At 58.9% G+C, this 17566-nt stretch carries 15 protein-coding genes; 11 read left to right on the forward strand and 4 right to left on the reverse strand.

Annotated features, from left to right (window positions below; all coding sequences use genetic code 11):
• The first annotated feature begins 35 nt into the window (after positions 1 to 35).
• Positions 36 to 896, forward strand: coding sequence for a MurR/RpiR family transcriptional regulator (locus UM93_RS16735; RefSeq protein ID WP_045076595.1), 861 nt, complete (start codon positions 36 to 38; stop codon positions 894 to 896).
• Here UM93_RS16735 and UM93_RS16740 read toward each other — a convergent pair.
• Positions 859 to 2379: a glycoside hydrolase family 3 protein gene (locus tag UM93_RS16740; RefSeq protein ID WP_045076596.1), complete on the reverse strand. Its 1521-nt coding sequence runs from the start codon at positions 2377 to 2379 to the stop codon at positions 859 to 861. The genes UM93_RS16735 and UM93_RS16740 overlap by 38 nt on opposite strands.
• 153 nt (positions 2380 to 2532) lie before the next feature.
• Here UM93_RS16740 and purH point away from each other — a divergent pair, with 153 nt between their 5' ends.
• The 9 genes from purH to UM93_RS16785 all read left to right on the forward strand — a co-directional run bounded on the left by purH (position 2533) and on the right by UM93_RS16785 (position 12572).
• Complete coding sequence (purH, locus tag UM93_RS16745) at positions 2533 to 4158, forward strand: bifunctional phosphoribosylaminoimidazolecarboxamide formyltransferase/IMP cyclohydrolase (protein ID WP_045076597.1); 1626 nt, start codon at positions 2533 to 2535, stop codon at positions 4156 to 4158.
• A gap of 132 nt (positions 4159 to 4290) precedes the next feature.
• On the forward strand, positions 4291 to 4992 hold the full coding sequence (locus tag UM93_RS16750) for an alpha/beta fold hydrolase (RefSeq protein ID WP_045076598.1): 702 nt from the start codon (positions 4291 to 4293) through the stop codon (positions 4990 to 4992).
• A 174-nt stretch (positions 4993 to 5166) separates the two neighbouring features.
• The gene (locus UM93_RS16755; protein ID WP_157874187.1) at positions 5167 to 5781 is read left to right on the forward strand and encodes a hypothetical protein; all 615 of its coding nucleotides are present in this window, start codon (positions 5167 to 5169) and stop codon (positions 5779 to 5781) included.
• Between the two features lie 202 nt (positions 5782 to 5983).
• Positions 5984 to 7213: an NADP-dependent isocitrate dehydrogenase gene (locus UM93_RS16760; RefSeq protein ID WP_082057212.1), complete on the forward strand. Its 1230-nt coding sequence runs from the start codon at positions 5984 to 5986 to the stop codon at positions 7211 to 7213.
• A gap of 333 nt (positions 7214 to 7546) precedes the next feature.
• Positions 7547 to 8779 (forward strand): branched-chain amino acid ABC transporter substrate-binding protein, encoded by a 1233-nt coding sequence (locus UM93_RS16765; protein ID WP_045076600.1) that lies wholly within the window; start codon positions 7547 to 7549, stop codon positions 8777 to 8779.
• Positions 8780 to 8865: 86 nt separating this feature from the next.
• Entirely contained in the window at positions 8866 to 9885 is a 1020-nt protein-coding gene (locus tag UM93_RS16770) for a branched-chain amino acid ABC transporter permease (protein WP_045076601.1), read from the forward strand.
• Positions 9882 to 10997: a branched-chain amino acid ABC transporter permease gene (locus UM93_RS16775; protein ID WP_045076602.1), complete on the forward strand. Its 1116-nt coding sequence runs from the start codon at positions 9882 to 9884 to the stop codon at positions 10995 to 10997. The genes UM93_RS16770 and UM93_RS16775 overlap by 4 nt, the downstream gene beginning before the upstream one ends.
• A complete protein-coding gene (locus UM93_RS16780) occupies positions 10994 to 11872 on the forward strand; it encodes an ABC transporter ATP-binding protein (RefSeq protein WP_045076603.1) in 879 nt (292 codons plus the stop codon). The genes UM93_RS16775 and UM93_RS16780 overlap by 4 nt, the downstream gene beginning before the upstream one ends.
• Positions 11859 to 12572: an ABC transporter ATP-binding protein gene (locus tag UM93_RS16785; protein ID WP_045076604.1), complete on the forward strand. Its 714-nt coding sequence runs from the start codon at positions 11859 to 11861 to the stop codon at positions 12570 to 12572. Before UM93_RS16780 ends, UM93_RS16785 begins: the two co-directional genes overlap by 14 nt.
• 85 nt (positions 12573 to 12657) lie before the next feature.
• On the opposite strand, the gene UM93_RS16790 is transcribed toward UM93_RS16785, so the two are convergent.
• Positions 12658 to 13764, reverse strand: a complete 1107-nt coding sequence (locus tag UM93_RS16790) for a Gfo/Idh/MocA family protein (protein WP_082057213.1) — start codon at positions 13762 to 13764, stop codon at positions 12658 to 12660.
• Positions 13765 to 13840: 76 nt separating this feature from the next.
• Here UM93_RS16790 and UM93_RS16795 point away from each other — a divergent pair, with 76 nt between their 5' ends.
• Entirely contained in the window at positions 13841 to 15022 is a 1182-nt protein-coding gene (locus tag UM93_RS16795; RefSeq protein ID WP_082057214.1) for an AI-2E family transporter, read from the forward strand.
• Between the two features lie 109 nt (positions 15023 to 15131).
• On the opposite strand, the gene UM93_RS16800 is transcribed toward UM93_RS16795, so the two are convergent.
• Positions 15132 to 16229, reverse strand: coding sequence for a substrate-binding domain-containing protein (locus UM93_RS16800; RefSeq protein ID WP_082057215.1), 1098 nt, complete (start codon positions 16227 to 16229; stop codon positions 15132 to 15134).
• Between the two features lie 37 nt (positions 16230 to 16266).
• Positions 16267 to 17547: a multiple monosaccharide ABC transporter permease gene (mmsB, locus tag UM93_RS16805; protein WP_045076606.1), complete on the reverse strand. Its 1281-nt coding sequence runs from the start codon at positions 17545 to 17547 to the stop codon at positions 16267 to 16269.
• Positions 17548 to 17566 lie beyond the last annotated feature (19 nt).

Here is a 17566-nt window from a genome sequence, read left to right on the forward strand (position 1 = left end):
TACACGGCTTTTAAATACGTTGTAAATTTACAAACATGAGCATTCAGTCCACTATTTATTCGCTACTGCCCAGCTTGCCGCCAGCGGCTCGCCGGATTGGCGAACTGATAGTCGCCGAACCTGCTGTGGTGCTGCAGAGTACGATCTCCGAGTTGGCAAAGCGCTGCCAGACCTCGGACCCCTCGGTCGTCCGGTTCTGTCGAACCCTCGGCTTCACCGGTTACGTCCAGTTACGACTGGCGCTCGCCACCGAGATCGGACGTGAGATTGCTGCGGAGCCGAACGCGCCTCAATTCGGTGAAGATATCAGCCCGGCCGATTCGCTCGGTGACTCGGTGGAAAAGTTGCGATTCACCGAGGTGATGGCGATTGAGGAAACCCTTAAGGCTCTAGACCTCGAGCAGCTCAATACCGCAGCCGAACGAATCGACGGATCCAGTCGGGTGTTGCTCTATGGGGTGGGTGCCGGGGCCGTGGTGGCCGAGGACTTCGCCTATAAATTGTCCCGAATTGGACGGATTGCCCAGCGCTTCGCAGATTTACACGGGGCACTGATGGCGGCGGCGCTAGCTCGCCCGGGCGACGTCGCGGTGCTGTTTTCGCACTCCGGCCAAACCCCGGAGATCATGCAGTTTCTCCGAGCCGTGAAACAACGCGGAGTGAAAACCATTGCGGTGAGCAATGTGCGGCAGTCGGCGCTTGCGAAAGAAGCCGACCACTGCCTGCTCACCATGGTGCGCGAGACCGAGTTCCGGGCGGGTGCGATGGCCTCCAGAATTGCTCAACTGGCTATTGTCGACTGCCTCTTCGTCGCAGTGGCACAACGAAGCTACCAGCCGACGGTGACCGCGCTGGAACTCACCCGACAAGCAATTGAGCAACAGCTCGCGCGGTGACTCGCGATGAATCGAAGCAACTCAGGGTGGTGGGCACCGGGTCTTCCGAAGGTGCCAGGCCCGCGTTGATGCACACTAACTCTGGAAGCTCAGCAGCCAGCTCGTTGAGCAGGCTCAGCTGGCTACCCCCTGCAATCAACGAATCCACCAGCACCACCACCGCTTGCTCGGCATTGGGTTGCTTCAGTGCTTTCAATTCTTCGAGGCTGCGCAGCCGCACCGGACGAAACTCGCTCAGTGCAGCAGAGAAAAAATTCCCCAGTTTGCCGGTGGCAAGATTATGTCCGCCACGCAGATCGCAGAACTGAACCTCGCCAGCAAGGAGTCGAGGAGTCTGATCGCGATTGCTCCGCAGCGCAGTGCTGACCCGGCTCGGCCAGTCGATCAAGCCCGAAGCCGACTGCTCAACGGTCGGCCGTTTGGCTTGTTGCCCTTCACTCCAGTCGAGAAACTCGCTAATCCTCCGCTGGGCGCGATAAAACAACTCAATCGGTAGTTCGCCCTCAGCCAGCGCAAGCAATAGTGACTGGAAAACTTCCTGATACTCCTGCTTATCGGATCGGCTGCCCGGATTGGCAGGATTGCCAAGGCAGAGCAGATCGGCGCCCGCGAGCATGGCGAGGACCGCGCCCCGGCCGCTGCCGACGGTAGCCTTGATGGCGGCCATATCGAGGGCGTCGGTGATCTGTAAGCCGTCAAAACCGAAGCTGCGTAGCAGCTCACCGGCGGCCGGGTTGAGCGTGGCGGGTGTCTCAGCCTCCTCGTCGCCGAGGCCAGGCACCACGATGTGCGCTGTCATCACTGCCCGGACCCCGCTCTCGACCGTGGCTCGCATCGGCGGGAGGTGCTGAGAGCTGAGTTCTTCGAAGCTCATCTCAAGGCGCGGCAGGGCAAGATGCGAGTCGGTCACCGTGTCGCCATGGCCGGGAAAATGCTTGGCGCAAGCACCCACGCCGAGTGATTGGATGCCGCGCAGCATCGCGCTGCTGTGCCTGCTGACCAAGTCGGTGTCTGAGCCGAAAGAACGGATGCCGATCACCGGATTCGCCGGATTGGTATTGACATCAGCCACCGGCGCCAGATTGAGATTGATCCCGGCGTCCAGGCAGAGCTGGCCGAGATGGCGACCGGCGGCTTCAGTGAGTGCCAAGTCGTTGAGTTGGCCGAGGACCGCAGCACCGGGTAATGAGGAACCGTTTTTGGCTTCCAGCCGGCTAACGCTGCCGCCTTCTTCGTCCACGCCGATAATAGCTCGCGGGTTGGCGGCGCGAATCTCGGCGGAGAGCGCGCTGAGTTGCTGCGGATCATCCGGGTCGACATTCTGCCGGAAGTAAACCACCCCGGCTAGGCCCTCCTGCAGCGCAGTGCGGAGCCAGTCAGGCAGTGTACGACCATTGAACCCGGGCCAAATCACCGAGTTGACTAATCGCTTGAGTTCTTCCGGAGTCGCCGATCCTGTCGTCGCGAGCTGTGTATCAACCATGGCTTCAAGCCTAAAGCCCTCTGCAAGCCCACACCCTCCCACACCCTCCCAATGTCGAGTGTCGAGATTTGGGGCTTAAAACACCTTTTTAACCCCCAGATCTCGACACTCGACGGGGTGCTGATGGATATTCGGAGCGGCTAAACTTGTCGGGTGACCTCAGCTGAATTTGACCGTGTCCCGATCCGCCGCGCGCTGATCTCCGTCTATGACAAAACCGGAGTGGAGGAATTGGCCGCCGGTCTGCACGCCGCCGGTGTGACAATTGTTTCCACCGGCTCCACCGCCGCTCGGATCAAGAGCTCGGGGGTTCCGGTGACTTCGGTGGAGGAAGTAACCGGTTCGCCGGAGATGCTTGACGGTCGGGTGAAAACCCTGCATCCACGGATTCACGCCGGCATCTTGGCGGATCGTCGGCTGGACGATCACGTGCAGCAGCTCTCTGACCACGAGATTGAAACCTTTGATTTGGTGGTAGTCAATCTTTACCCCTTTGTGGACACCGTCCGCTCCGGTGCCGATCAGGACGCGGTGGTCGAGCAGATCGATATCGGTGGTCCTTCGATGGTGCGCGCCGCTGCTAAAAACCACGCTTCGGTTTCGGTGGTAGTGGACCCGGCTCGGTATCCCGAAGTGGTGCGGGCGGCCCAGCAGGGTGGTTTCTTGCTGGCGGAACGGCAGCAACTGGCTGCCGCAGCGTTCGCCCACACCGCTAGTTATGACAATTCAGTGGCTTCTTGGACGGCTGCGCAATTTGGTGATGGCAGTGATCCGGAGAATAACTGGCCGCCTTACGCTGGTCTTTCACTGGAGCGTTCCGAGGTGCTGCGTTACGGCGAGAACCCGCATCAGGCAGCCGCGCTCTATGTCGATAAGGCGGCCACCCCCGGCATCGCCCAGGCCGACCAGCTGCACGGCAAGGCTATGAGCTATAACAATTTCGTCGATGCTGACGCCGCGTTGCGCGCTGCTTTCGACTTTGATGAGCCCGCCGTGGCCATCATTAAGCACGCTAACCCCTGCGGTATTGCGGTCGCCTCGCCGGACGCTGCCGACCCGGTTGCTGAGGCGCATGCCCGAGCGCATGCCTGTGACCCGATGAGCGCCTACGGCGGGGTGATCGCGGTGAATCGCCCGGTCACCGCCGGGCTGGCCGCGAACCTCAAGGGCGTGCTTACCGAAGTCATTATTGCGCCGTCCTTCGAACCCGATGCTTTGGAGCGATTGCAGTTGCGTCAAGATATCCGGTTGCTGACCCTGCCCGAGGGCTATCGTCGCGATCCGGCCGAATACCGGCAGGTCTCCGGCGGTGTGTTGGTGCAGATGGGGGACACCATTGCCGCCGAGGGTGATGATCCGAGTAAATGGCAGTTGGTGGCAGGCGAGGCCGCAGATGAAAAGACGCTGGCGGATTTGGTCTTTGCCTGGCGAGCCATTCGGGCGGTCAAATCCAACGCAATCCTGCTCGCGCATGACGGCGCCGCAGTGGGTGTCGGGATGGGACAGGTTAATCGAGTTGACTCCTGCAAACTTGCGGTGGAACGAGCTAACTCACTGGCACTGGATGACGATGGCAACCCGATCGAACGCGCTCGCGGTGCGGTGGCGGCCTCTGATGCTTTCTTCCCCTTCGCCGACGGCTTGCAGATTCTGCTCGACGCGGGGGTTCGGGCAGTAGTCCAGCCCGGCGGCTCCAAGCGGGACGAAGAAGTGATAGCTGCAGCGCAGGCGGCCGGCGTCACCATGTATCTGACCGGAGCGCGACACTTCTTCCACTAGAGATCTTCGATTCGGGTCGTCAAAAGGCGGCGTCGAGTCCATCAAGTGAGCAATGGGGTTTGCGGACAGTAACTGTCCGCAAACCCCATTTTTACTCTGGTCTTCTGCTCGGTTGCAGCACAGGATGAAGTTATGGACATTATTTTGGTTCCCGGTTTTTGGTTGCAAGGCAGCTCCTGGGACAACACAACGCCCGCACTCATTGACGCCGGACATACCGTGCATCCGGTGACGCCGCCCGGTCTGGAATCCATTGAGGCGAAGAGGGCAGGCATCGGACTGCGCGACCACGTTGACGCCGTGCTGCGCCTGCTTGATTCCTTGCCAGCCGGAGCCGTCCTGGTTGGGCATAGCGGGGGAGGGGCGGTCATTCACGCGGTCGCCGATGCCCGGCCGGAGAAGGTGATTCGCGGCATTTATGTGGATAGCGGTCCGCTCGGAGCTGGCGGCTCGATCAACGATGAGCTGCCGGTAGTCAATGGCGAGATTCCGCTGCCTGACTGGAGTGTTTTTGAGGAACCGGATTTGCGTGATCTGAATGATGAACTCAAGGCGCACTTCCGCCAAGTCTCGATTCCGGAGCCCGTGGGAGTGGCCCAGGACAAACAAGTGTTGCACGATGAGCGGCGTTATCAGGTGCCTAGCTCGGTGATCTGCTGCGAATTCAGCGCGGCGGATGCCCAGCGCTGGATGGACGGAGGCGAGCCAATGATGGCGGAACTCGCCAAGATGACCGATCTGGAACTGCTCGATTTACCCACTGGGCATTGGCCGCAGTTGACCCGGCCCAAGGAACTGGGTGAGTTGTTATTGCAGCTGGTGGAGCGTCGATAAACCGGCGCAGACGGGGCCGAGCCGATGTGGCAGTACTGCTGTGACTGCGCTGATCTGACTGCGCTGACACGACAGGGCAGAGGTTCTGCGTCATGGAAAGAAGTCCCCATGGTGTTGGTGCGGAAATCTCGCTAATGTTCTGCTGTATCACTTAATCACTCAAGGGGACTTTCCATGCTTGCAGCTCTAGGCTCTTTGCCCATGCGGGGCACCATTGATGAAACCGGAGCCAGCTTAATGACTTGGGGCCTGATCATCGCCGGAATTTTGATGCTGGCCACGGCCTTCCTGCCCAGGTTGAAGACCGGGCAGCGAGTCACCGGAATTATTTTCGGGATCCTCTTCATCGGCTATGGAATCTACGTATCGCTGCCGTCAACACGCAGCGTCTACGTTGGCATCTACCTGTTCATTGTTCCGGTAGTAATGCTGATCACTAATATCTCCGCTTCGGTGAAGGGCAATAAAACCGTCGAGGTGCAAAACCACGGCCCGGCGGGTTACTACCCGCCGCAGGGACAGCAGCCCTACCAGGGGCAGAATCAGCAGTCGGCCGCTCAGGCACCGTATGGGCAGCAATACCCGGCGCAGCCTGGCCAGCCAACTGAGCCGAGCCAAACGGGGTACGGGCAGCCAGCCACCGCTCAGCCCTATCAAGCGCAGCCCTATCCGGCACAGCCGGTTCAGCCCAATCAGCCGGCACAGCCGGTTCAGCCCAATCAGCCGGTTCAGCCCGGACAGCCGGCACAGCCCAATCAGTACCAACAGCCGACCGACCCCACCGCTTAGTAACCAGCTGAGCAACGCCAGTCACGAAACCGCCGCATTGCGCCAACGCTCGAAAATCAGTTCGGGGCGCGATGCGGCGGTTTTTCGGTTCCCGGTTCGCGGCGCTGCCAAACCCGCAGGATTTAGCTGGAGTACGGCTGCCGTGGCATAGTTAGAACGAGGATTTGAAGAAAAATACCGAGGCCTTTCAAGGAGATTTGTAGTGGCTGAAGCAGCAAAAATCAAAGTAGTAGGACCCGTCGTCGAGCTCGACGGCGACGAGATGACCCGAATCATCTGGCAGTTCATTAAAGACCGTCTGATCCACCCCTATTTGGACATCGACCTGCGCTACTACGATCTGTCGATCCAGAACCGTGACGCCACCGATGATCAGGTGACCGTTGACGCCGCTAATGCGATCAAGGAACACCATGTTGGCGTCAAGTGCGCCACCATCACTCCGGACGAAGCCCGGGTTGAAGAGTTCGGCCTGAAGAAGATGTGGGTCTCCCCGAACGGCACCATCCGTAACATTCTCGGCGGTGTGGTCTTCCGCGAGCCGATCATCATCTCCAATATTCCCCGCCTGGTGCCCGGCTGGAACAAGCCGATCATCATTGGCCGTCACGCTTTCGGCGACCAGTACCGCGCCACCAACTTCAAAGTTCCCGGCCCCGGCACGCTGACCCTGACCTTCACCCCGGCTGACGGCGGCGAAGAGATCAAGCAGCAGGTCGTCACCTATCCCGAAGAGGGTGGCGTGGCGATGGGTATGTACAACTTCAACGAGTCCATCAAGGACTTCGCCCGGGCTAGCTTTGCCTACGGTTTGCAGCGCAATTACCCGGTTTATCTCTCCACCAAGAACACCATCCTGAAGGCCTATGACGGCCAGTTCAAGGATCTCTTCCAAGAGGTCTTCGACAATGAGTTCAAGGAGCAGTTCGACGCCGCTGGCCTGACCTACGAGCACCGGCTGATCGACGATATGGTCGCCTCCGCGATGAAGTGGGAAGGCGGCTACGTCTGGGCTTGCAAGAACTATGACGGTGACGTGCAGTCCGATACCGTGGCGCAGGGCTTCGGCTCGCTCGGCTTGATGACTTCGGTGCTGATGACCCCGGACGGTAAGACCGTTGAGGCTGAAGCGGCACACGGCACGGTGACCCGTCACTACCGTCAGCACCAGCAGGGCAAGCCCACCTCGACCAACCCGATTGCCTCGATCTTCGCTTGGACCCGTGGCCTGATGCACCGCGGCAAGATCGATAACACCCCCGAGGTCGTGCAGTTCGCCGAGACCCTGGAAGATGTTGTCATCAAGACGGTTGAATCCGGCAAGATGACAAAGGACTTGGCGCTGCTGGTTAGCCCAGATCAGGCTTTCTTGACCACCGAGGATTTCCTGGCTGCGCTGGATGAGAATCTTTCGGCACGTTTGGCTGGCTAAAGCTACTGAACTAATTGCCTGGCTCGGCGACGAGCGCGCCGGCTGAGCTTCCAATATTGAGCGATGGCGTCCCTTCTTCGGAAGGGGCGCCATCGCTCTTTTTAGTGAATTACTAACGTCCGAAAACCGCTAGGTTGCTGTTTCCCTTGGCTGGCCGACTATACTGTGACCCGGCTCACAGTCGGTAACAAAGCTGACTCACAGTTGTTATCTGATCTTTGCCGCAAAATGTGTCCAAAAACACAAAATTGGCTGTAGTGTCAGAAAATGTATCCGGTCAGCCGCCAGGCCAACTCGCACGCCCGGCGCTGACCACCGTTGGAAGGGATCTCTATGAATCGCAAGAAAATGCTTGCTGGCTTGGCTGTTGCTGCTACCGCTGGCTTGCTGATGACCTCCTGCGCCAATCAGGCCAGTAGCGGTGGAAGCAGCTCCGCTGGGGGCGGCAGCGGCGTTAATATCCCCGCAATCACCTCGGTTGATGTGCCGAAGGATGCGGTGTTGCCGAAGGGCGACGGCAAGGCTACCTGCCCGTCAACGACGACGATTGCCTTCGGCGGGGCCGAGACCGGCGCAAATGCTCAATTGGGTATTAACATCTACAACGGTGTGCAACTAGCCGTTAATCAGCACAACGAGGCGAACCCTGGCTGCCAGGTGCAGTTCAAGAAGTTCGACACCGAGGGCGACCCGAATAAGGCGACCGGCCCGGTCACCCAGATGGTTTCCGATCAGAATATCCTCGGCGTGGTGGGCTTGGCCTTCTCAGGCGAATCGAAGGCCACCGGCACCATCTTTGACGACAAGGGCTTGGTGCATATTACTCCTTCCGCAACCAACCCGGAGTTGACCACCAAGGGCTGGAAGACCTTCTTCCGTGGTCTGGGCAATGATGCTGTACAGGGCCCGGCAGCCGCTAAATTCCTGACCGATAAGCTGCAGGCCAAGAAGATCTACGTGGTGCAGGACGACTCCGATTACGGCATCGGTCTGGGCACCTCCACCTCGGGGGCACTCACTGGTGGCGTGTTGGCTGGCACCGAGAAAGTGACCACCGGGCAGAAGGACTTCTCTGCGGTGATCTCTAAGATCATGAACGCTAAGGCAGATGCGGTGTTCTACGCTGGCTACTACGCCGAAGGTGCGCCCTTCGACCAGCAGTTGGTCAGCAAGGGCTTCACCGGAACCTTCGTTGGTCCCGACGGTGTGAAGGATGATCAGTTCATCAAGGCGGCTGGCGATGCTTCATCGATCGCCTACTTCACCTGCCCCTGCATCCCGGGTGAGCTGATTCCCAGCTTCCAGTCGGAATACAAGAAGCTGACAAATGCTGAGCCGGGTACCTACTCGATTGAAGGCTATGACGCGGCCACTGTCTTGCTGGCAGGCATTGATGCGGGCAAGCAGAACCGTGCGGATCTGCTCAGCTGGGTCAAGAGCTACGATAAGGACGGCCTGAGCAAGCACTACAAGTGGGACGATAAGGGCGAGCTGCAGGCCCCGACCGTCTACGGCTACAAGGTAGAAAACGGCAAGATTGTGCCGATTGGCGCGATCGGCAAGTAACCACTCATTTCATATGCTGTGGGGTCCGCAGCCCGGACCCCACAGCATATTTTTTGCCAGCCTTTTATCGAGAGCCAGGAAACAATATGCTCGCATCCTTAGTTCATACTTTGCCGCAGCTGGTACCAGCTGATGGTGAGTGGATTAGCTTCGATGTCGTCTCACTGGGACAAAACTTTTGGAGCGCCACCTTTGATGGCCTCACTTTCGGTGCCATCTACGCACTCGTCGCGCTGGGCTACACCCTGGTGTACGGCGTGCTCAATCTCATTAACTTCGCTCACTCCGAGGTCTTTATCGTCGGCTGTTACGGTGTGATTTTTACCCTCACCGCCTTGGGCTTCGGTCCCTCGGCGCCCAATCTGGACATTTGGTCCATTGTGCTCAACCTTCTTTTGGCCATGCTGGTCGGTATGGCGGCGTCAGCGTTGACGGCGTTCTTACTGGAGAGATTGGCCTATCGACCATTGCGCAAGAAAAACGCGCCCAGACTGGTCTTTCTGATCACCGCAATCGGTGCATCTTTCGTCATTCAGTACCTGTTCTATCTCTGGCGGACACCGAATCCGGAGCCCGCCGTGATTATGTTCAAACCGACGCCCATTTTCGATGTCTTTGGCACCATCATTGACTCGCAGCAGTTGGTGATCGTGATCGCCGCGGTAATCATGATGATCGTGGTGGACCAGTTCATCCGGCGCTCGCGTACCGGTCGTGGCATTCGAGCGGTGGCTCAGGATCCGGATACCGCCACCTTGATGGGGGTCAACAAGGAACGAATCATCGTGACCACCTTCGTGATCGGTGGCATTCTGGCCGGTGCGGCCGCGCTGTTCTACGTGATGAAGATCCCCTCCGGCGTGCAGTACAACGGCGGCTTCGTGCTCGGCATCAAGGCATTCGCAGCCGCTGTGCTGGGTGGCATCGGAAACGTGCGTGGCGCATTGCTCGGCGGTCTGCTGCTCGGTTTGATCGGTAACTACGGGCAGATTCTGCTCGGTAACTCTCAGTGGACCGACGTGGTCGCCTTCGTGGTACTGGTGCTGGTTCTCCTAGTCCGGCCGGAAGGCATCTTGGGTACGTCGCTGGCGAGGAGTAAAGCGTGAAAAATTTCTTTAGTAACTTGAGCGACAAATGGAACAGCCTGCCTCGTCCGCAACAGTGGGCTTTCCTGGCCATTATTGTGGTGCTGGCCTTCCTGCTTCCGGTGATCAACCCGCCGTTTATCACCACCGAACCTGGCACTAACTTCGCCATTACCTGTGCGCAAATGGCGGTCTACGCCTTGGTCGCAGTGGGCTTGAACATCGTGGTCGGCTACGCTGGTCTGCTCGATCTGGGCTACGTTGCCTTCTTCGCAGTCGGCTCCTATGTGGCAGCCATGCTGACTAGCCCGGATTCGCCGTTCCTGAAGATCCCCTTCCTGTGGACGGTTCCGGTGGCGATGGCGGTGACGATGTTCTTCGGCGTCATTCTCGGCGTCCCGACGCTGCGCTTACGCGGAGACTATCTGGCCATCGTGACCCTGGGTTTCGGCGAGATCATCCGGGTGCTGGCCACGATCATCCCCGCGATGCGGGGTCAGGTTGGCTTCCAAGACGTGGGCCGTCCGCCCGGTGTGGCTGAGGACGGATCACCGCTTTTTGCCAACTCCAATGGTCTGCCCTGGTACTGGCTGACCCTGGTGGTGATCATCATCGTGCTGCTGCTGGTGGGTAACCTGGAGCGCAGTCGAGTCGGACGGTCCTGGATCGCGATTCGCGAGGACGAGGACGCAGCCGAAATCATGGGCGTTCCGGTCTTCAAATACAAGGTCTGGGCCTTCGCGCTCGGTGCCGCAGTGGGTGGCCTGGCCGGGGCATTGTTTGCCGGCCAGATCGGCTTCGTGAACAATCAAAAGTTCGACGTCGCTACCTCCGTTTTGTTCCTCGCAGCCGTGGTATTGGGCGGAGCGGGTAATAAGGTCGGCGCCATCATCGGTGGCGCAGTGGTGGCTTATATTCCACTGCGTTTCACCGAGATCGCTCCGTACAAATACCTGATCTTCGGCCTGGCACTGGTTCTGCTGATGATTTTCCGCACCCACGGCTTGTTAGCCGCTCGTCAACGGCTACTAGCTTACGGTCGAGCGGCCTACGCTCGGCTGCGCAAGAAGCCGGTCGACGGACCGGTGCCAACTGAACTCGGCGGAACTGAGAATAAGGGGGCAACGGCATGAGCACCGACTCTGTTGATGAGGCAGCTCTGGCTGAGCAGGGTGTTGATTTGGAAGTTGCTGAAAAGGCTGCGCCGGATCGGGACTACAAAGTTCAGGTTGGCGATCCGTTGATTCAGGTCCAGAACCTGACCGTGAAGTTCGGCGGCTTGACCGCACTCGATAATGTCTCTTTCGATATTAAGCGAGGCGAGATTCTCGGCCTGATTGGCCCCAACGGTGCCGGTAAGACCACCTGCTTCAACGCGATGACCGGGGTCTATAAACCCAGCAGTGGCAAGGTGCTGCTGGAGGGTGGCTCAATTGGCGGCATGCGTCGTCACAAGATCACCCAGATCGGCCTGGCTAGAACCTTCCAAAACATTCGGCTGTTCCGCGAGATGACGGCACTGGAGAATGTTGTGGTGGGGCTGGATGCGCGGCATCGCACCAGCGTGCTGGGAGCGTTGGTTCGTTCACCACGGCATATCCGGGAAGAGAAGTCTTCGATTGAACGCGGCATTGCGCTGCTGGAGTTCGTGGGCATTGCTGATCACGGTGAGACGCTGGCGAAGAACCTACCTTACGGTTATCAGCGTCGGCTGGAAATTGCCCGAGCGTTGGCCACCGACCCTAAGGTGCTCTGCCTCGACGAACCAGCTGCGGGATTCAACCCTGCAGAAAAAGAGGAACTAATGGCCCTGATTCGCACCATTCGCGATGACGGCTACACGGTGCTGCTGATTGAGCACGATATGAAACTGGTGATGGGGGTGACCGACCGGATCGTGGTGCTGGAGTTCGGTAAGAAGATTGCCGATGGCTTGCCGCACGAGATCCGGGAAGATCCCGCAGTTATTGCTGCCTACTTGGGGGTGCCTGAAGATGACATTGCTTGAGCTCAAAAACGTCAATGTATTCTACGGTCGCATTCAAGCGATCAGGGATATGTCCTTCAGCGTGGAGGAAGGCGAAATAGTTTCGCTGATCGGCGCGAACGGCGCCGGCAAAACCACCACAATGAGGACCATCTCCGGTCTACTGAATCCTGGCTCCGGCTCGATCACCTTCCAGGGCGAGGAGATCACCAAGGTCAAAGCCCACAGTAGGGTGATTCGCGGAATTTCGCAGGCTCCCGAAGGGCGTGGCATCTTCCCCGGTATGACGGTGATGGAGAATCTCGATATGGGTGCCTTCGGCCGCTCGGATAAGAGCGGTCTGGCCGCCGATCTGGAGCGAGTCTTCGACCTGTTTCCGCGACTCAAAGAGCGGCAGAAGCAGTTTGGCGGCACTATGTCAGGTGGTGAGCAGCAGATGCTGGCGATTGGCAGAGCGCTAATGTCCAGCCCAAAGCTGCTGCTGCTTGACGAGCCGTCAATGGGGCTTGCTCCGCAGTTTATTCGGCAGATCTTCAACATCATCACGGAGATCAATAAGCAGGGCACCACGATCTTGCTGGTTGAGCAAAATGCCAACCAGGCTTTGGCGAGAGCGCACCGGGCTTTCGTCTTAGAGACCGGTGAGATCACCCAGAGCGGCACTGGTAAAGAGCTGCTCGCGAACCCAGCGATTAAGGAAGCGTACCTGGGCGTCGCCTAGCCGTTTCCGGGCAAGCCGCCGAGTTCGGAGATCTGCACACTAAACATCGCGTTTAGCGTGCAGATCTCCGAACTCGATGGGCTGTTTAGCGACGATCGTTGGGGTAGCTCACGCCGAGCTGGGCCCGCACGCCGTCGAAGAGCCGCATAATTGCGAGTGAGTCTGCCCAGGGCATGGTCGGGCTTTGTTGCAAACCCTGCTGAATGCAGCGGGTCACCTCACGCAGCTGATAGGTATAACCGCGGCCGACCGGACTAAAAGTCTCAATCCGTTCCTGCTCCCAGCCAGAGCCATTCCAGCCGTAGCGGACGGCCAGTCCCTCTGGATTATGAATTGAGCCAACAGTGCTCAAGACACCGTCGGTGCCACCAAGGTCAGCTTGCCTAGGTCCCTGCGAGAGCAAGGAGCTCATCAGCTGAGCCTGACCGCCGCCTCGGTAGTCAAGGGTGATTGCGTTCTGTGCGTCAACGCCGAAATCGGTCAAGGTACCGCTGGCTTGCACCGCATCTGGAGCGCCAAAAACCGCCCAAGCCCAAAGTAAAGGGTAGACGGTCAGGTCCAGTAGTGCACCGCCGCCAGCCTCCGGAGCCCAGATCCGCGAGTTCGGATCTTGCGGGGCCGGGAAGCCAACGTCGGCGCGGACCCAGTGAATCTCGCCGAACACCCCGCTACCGACCAATTCCAGTGCGCGCTGCACGCCTGGGGTAAAGCGAGCCCACATTGCCTCCATCAGGAACAAACCCTTGGACCCGGCCAATTCGATTAATTCCTCGGCCTCGCGGGCATTGATGGTTAGAGCCTTCTCGCACAGCACGTGCTTACCCGCTTCCAGTGCGGCCTTGGCTACCTCGTAGTGCTGGCCGTGCGGGGTAGCGACGTAGACTACATCCACCTGCGGGTCGTCGAACATCTGCTGGTAACCGGTGAGGCCCCGCTCGTCGAAGTAGCTGTTCGTCGCACCGAATTTCGCTGCGAAGTCCTCAGCGCTTCGCTGGCTGCGCGAGGAGGCAGCCTGGATAACAGCATCATCGAGTAAAGCGATATCACTGGTTACCGTGTTGGCAATGGAACCGGTGGAAACGATGCCCCAGCGTAATGCAGGACCGGTAGCCGCCAGCGGATCAGGGGTACCGTCATCGTACCAGTCGGGGCGGGCAATGTAGGTTGGAGTAGCCGCGTCGTCTGCGTTCATGCGTCCATTCTTTCACTCTGAAGGAAAAACGTTCGCTAGCTTTCCTTTTATCCGCCTGATGGGCAAGTATTGAGCCATGACCGATCATGAAACACCGGCCACTACGTCGGCCGAAGCCAAAGACGCCCCGGCGATTCCCTTTGCGCTACGCATTGGCTCTGAATGGGCCTGGAGGTTAGGGGCGATCCTAGTAGTGGCAGCAGGCCTGATTTGGTTGCTGCGTTTTGTCAGCTTCTTGATCATTCCGGTTCTGGTCGCAGCGCTGCTGGCTGGCCTGCTAATGCCGGTGGTCAGGTGGCTGGTGCGTCACAAAGTGCCTAGGGGTCTGGCGGTAGCGATTACCGAACTCGGCATGATTGCGGTGGTCGCGGGTGCACTCACCTTGGTGGGGCGGCAATTGGTTGTGGGGTTCCATGACCTCTGGTCTGAGGCTCTTGTCGGTGTGCAACGCGTGCAGGACTGGCTCTCCACCGGGCCCTTACATCTTTCAGCAACCCAGATTGACGGCTATCTGCAGCAAGCTGCGAAAGCGCTGGAGGGCAATAGCGACAGCATAGTAAGTGGCGCACTCTCTTTCGGCAGCACAGCCGGTCATTTCGGTACCGGGCTGATTCTGGCGCTTTTCATCCTGATTTTCTTTTTGCTGGAAGGTGAGCGGATCTGGCTTTTCCTGGTCGGCCTGATGCCTCGGCGAGCCAGGGCCGCCACCAATGGTGCGGGTCGCAAGGGCTGGGCCTCAATGGTGAGCTATGTCAGGGTCCAGGTCTTTGTGGCTTTTGTCGATGCCGTTGGCATTGGCGTGGGGGCCGCGATTTTGCAAGTACCGCTCGCTTTACCGCTGGGCGTGCTAGTTTTCCTCGGTTCGTTTATCCCGATCGTTGGTGCGCTGGTCACCGGTGCTATTGCGGTGTTGCTGGCGCTGGTGGCGAACGGTCCGGTGAATGCACTGATCATGCTGATCGTGGTGCTGGCGGTACAGCAATTGGAGAGCCATGTGCTGCAACCACTGGTAATGGGTAAGGCGGTTTCGCTGCACCCGGTGGCGGTGATCCTGGCGGTCGCGGCTGGATCCTTCCTGGCTGGTATCCCGGGGGCGCTGTTCGCAGTGCCGACCCTCGCGGTGGCGAATTCGGCGATCAGATACATTGCCGCGCGCGGTTGGGAGCATGACCCGGCGCTGCACGCGAAGGAGCCTGAGGAAGACACCCACGACGCTAAAACTCCCGAGGCGGAGAATCCAGTTACTTCGGCCCAGTAAGAGTTAGTGGGCCGGGTAGGCAGAATTTCGCCCAAGCTGTCATTGAGAACGTTGAAGGCGGCCTCCCCGAGGGGAGACCGCCTTCAACTGAGCTGGCGCGGAAGTGAGATTACTTAGTCAGTGCTTCCAGCGTCGGGTTGTTCTTATAAGCCTCGGCAGCATTGGCCTTGGTGACGATGACCGGGTCGAGGTACTTGGTCGGAACGTCCTTGGTTCCGTTATTGTCCTTTGACGTGGTCTCCGGAGTCTTGCCTTCCTGCAGGGCCTTCACCATATCGATAGCGGCGGCGACCAGGTTACTGGTGTCCTTATTAATGGTGGAGTACTGCTCGCCAGCCATAATGGACTTGACCGACTCAACTTCGGAGTCCTGGCCGGTGACCACCGGGATCGGCTTGCCAGCCTGCTTCACCGAGTTAATGATGGCGCGGGCCAGAGTGTCGTTCGGGGAGAGCACGCCGTCGAGCGTGGCGCTGCTGTAGGAGCCGGAGAGCAGGGTATCCATCCGCTTCTGCGCATTCTCAGCCTTCCAGCCCGCGGTAGCGGCCTGGTTCTGAGTGTTCTGGCCGGAAACGATCTTCACCGTGCCGTCGTCGATCTTCGGCTTGAGTACGCTCATTGCTCCATCGAAGAATGGCTTAGAATTGGCATCGTCATTGGAGCCGGCAAAGACCTCGATATTGTAGGGTCCGTTCGGCTTCTTTGCTTTCATACCATCGAGCAAAGCCTGGCCTTGCAGTTCGCCGACCTTGAAATTGTCGTAGGCCACGTAGTAGTCGACGTCGCTGGTGTTCTTCAGATTGCGGTCGTAAGCGATGATGGTCGCCCCGGCATCCTTAGCTTGCTTGACCTGAGTGCTCAACTGCGAGCCGTCAATCGCACCGACAATGATGACCTTGGCGCCATTGGTGATCATCGAACTGATCTGATTCTGCTGCTCGGTCACGCCACCATTGGCGAACTGCACCTCAGGCTTGAAGCCAGCATCCTTCAAGCCGGTATTGAACAGGCCTTCGGCGAGCACCCAGTTTTCCGAGGTCTTCTGTGGCAGCGCGACGCCAATGGTGGCGTTCTTGTCGAAGCCGGCGGCTGCGCCTGAGCTACTGCCATTGCCGGAATCTCCTCGACCGCCACAGCCGGTCAGGGCCAGGGCTGAAATCGTCGCGAGAGCCGCAACCGACATTAGCGTCTTTGTTAGTTTCGCCATGATTTTCGCTTTCTTCTCATTAGGGGAACTGCGGGGATTATTTAGCGGAGGTTTCCAACGGGACTTGCTCGTTGGAGGACTGTAGGCCGATTTGCTCCTTGCGGCCGAAGTTCTTCATCATGAGGCCGATCAACGAGGCACGGCCCTGGGACTTGTTGTAGACATCAATGGCTACTGCCAGCAACAGCACCAGACCCTTAATGATCTGAGTCATATCGGCGCCGACGCTGAGTAATTGCAGGCCATTGTTCAGCACCGCCATCACCAAGCCGCCGATCATTGAACCCATCACTGTGCCTACGCCGCCGCTGACAGCGGCACCGCCGATGAAGACCGCGGCAATAGCATCGAGCTCCCAGCCGGTACCGTCGAACGGTCCAGAGGCCGAGGATCGGCCAATGAAGACAATAGCGGCGACCGCCGCGAGCAGCGACATGTTCATCATCACCAGGAAGTTGACCTTACGACTCTTCACACCGGAAAGTTCTGCCGCGTTACGGTTGCCACCAACGGCATAAACGTGACGACCGAGAATGGTCTTCGAGGAGATGAAGCCGTAAATCAGCACCAGGATGCCCAGGATGACGCCTGACACCGGGAAAGAGGTTCCCGGTCGTCCGGTGCCAAAACCAATTGTCGCCAGAATGATCGCGGCGCTCATCAACAGGATACGGACGACGGTGACCCAGGCAGGCGGCACCTCGGCACCGATCTGGATTGACTTGCTCCGAGAGCGCAACTCACCAAAGATCACGGCTGCCAGTCCGAGCAGGCCAAGAAGCAAAGTTGAGTTATTGAAAAGAGTGTTAGGGCCCCACTCCGGCAGGAAGCCACCGCCAAGGTACTGGATCTCGGCGGGTACCGGAATAGAGTTCGAGTGCCCGACCCACTGGTTGAGCCCGCGGAACAGTAACATGCCAGCCAGCGTCACGATGAATGCCGGGATGCCGACAATGGCCACCCAGAAGCCTTGCCAAGCACCAATTGCTGCGCCGAGCAGCAGCCCGAAGATCACCCCCGCCCACCAGGGGAAGCCCCAGTCCTGAATACTCAGTGCTACCGCGATGCCGACGAAGGCCGCTACCGAGCCCACTGAGAGGTCGATGTGGCCGGCGATGATCACCAGTACCATGCCGATGGCCAGGATCAGCACGTAGGAGTTGCCGTTGATTAGATTCTGCAGATTGAAGGCGGTAAACACCTTGCCGCCAATCAGCCCTCCAGTCATGATCTGGAATAGCAGCAACAGCACGATCAGCGCGCCGATCATGCCGAATTGGCGGAGATTGCCGCCGAAGATCTTCTTGAAGTCGTTCATCGTTGAGTCCGTTTCCTGG

The sequence above is a fragment of the Psychromicrobium lacuslunae genome, assembly GCF_000950575.1.
GTDB classification, from domain to species: Bacteria; Actinomycetota; Actinomycetes; order Actinomycetales; family Micrococcaceae; genus Renibacterium; species Renibacterium lacuslunae.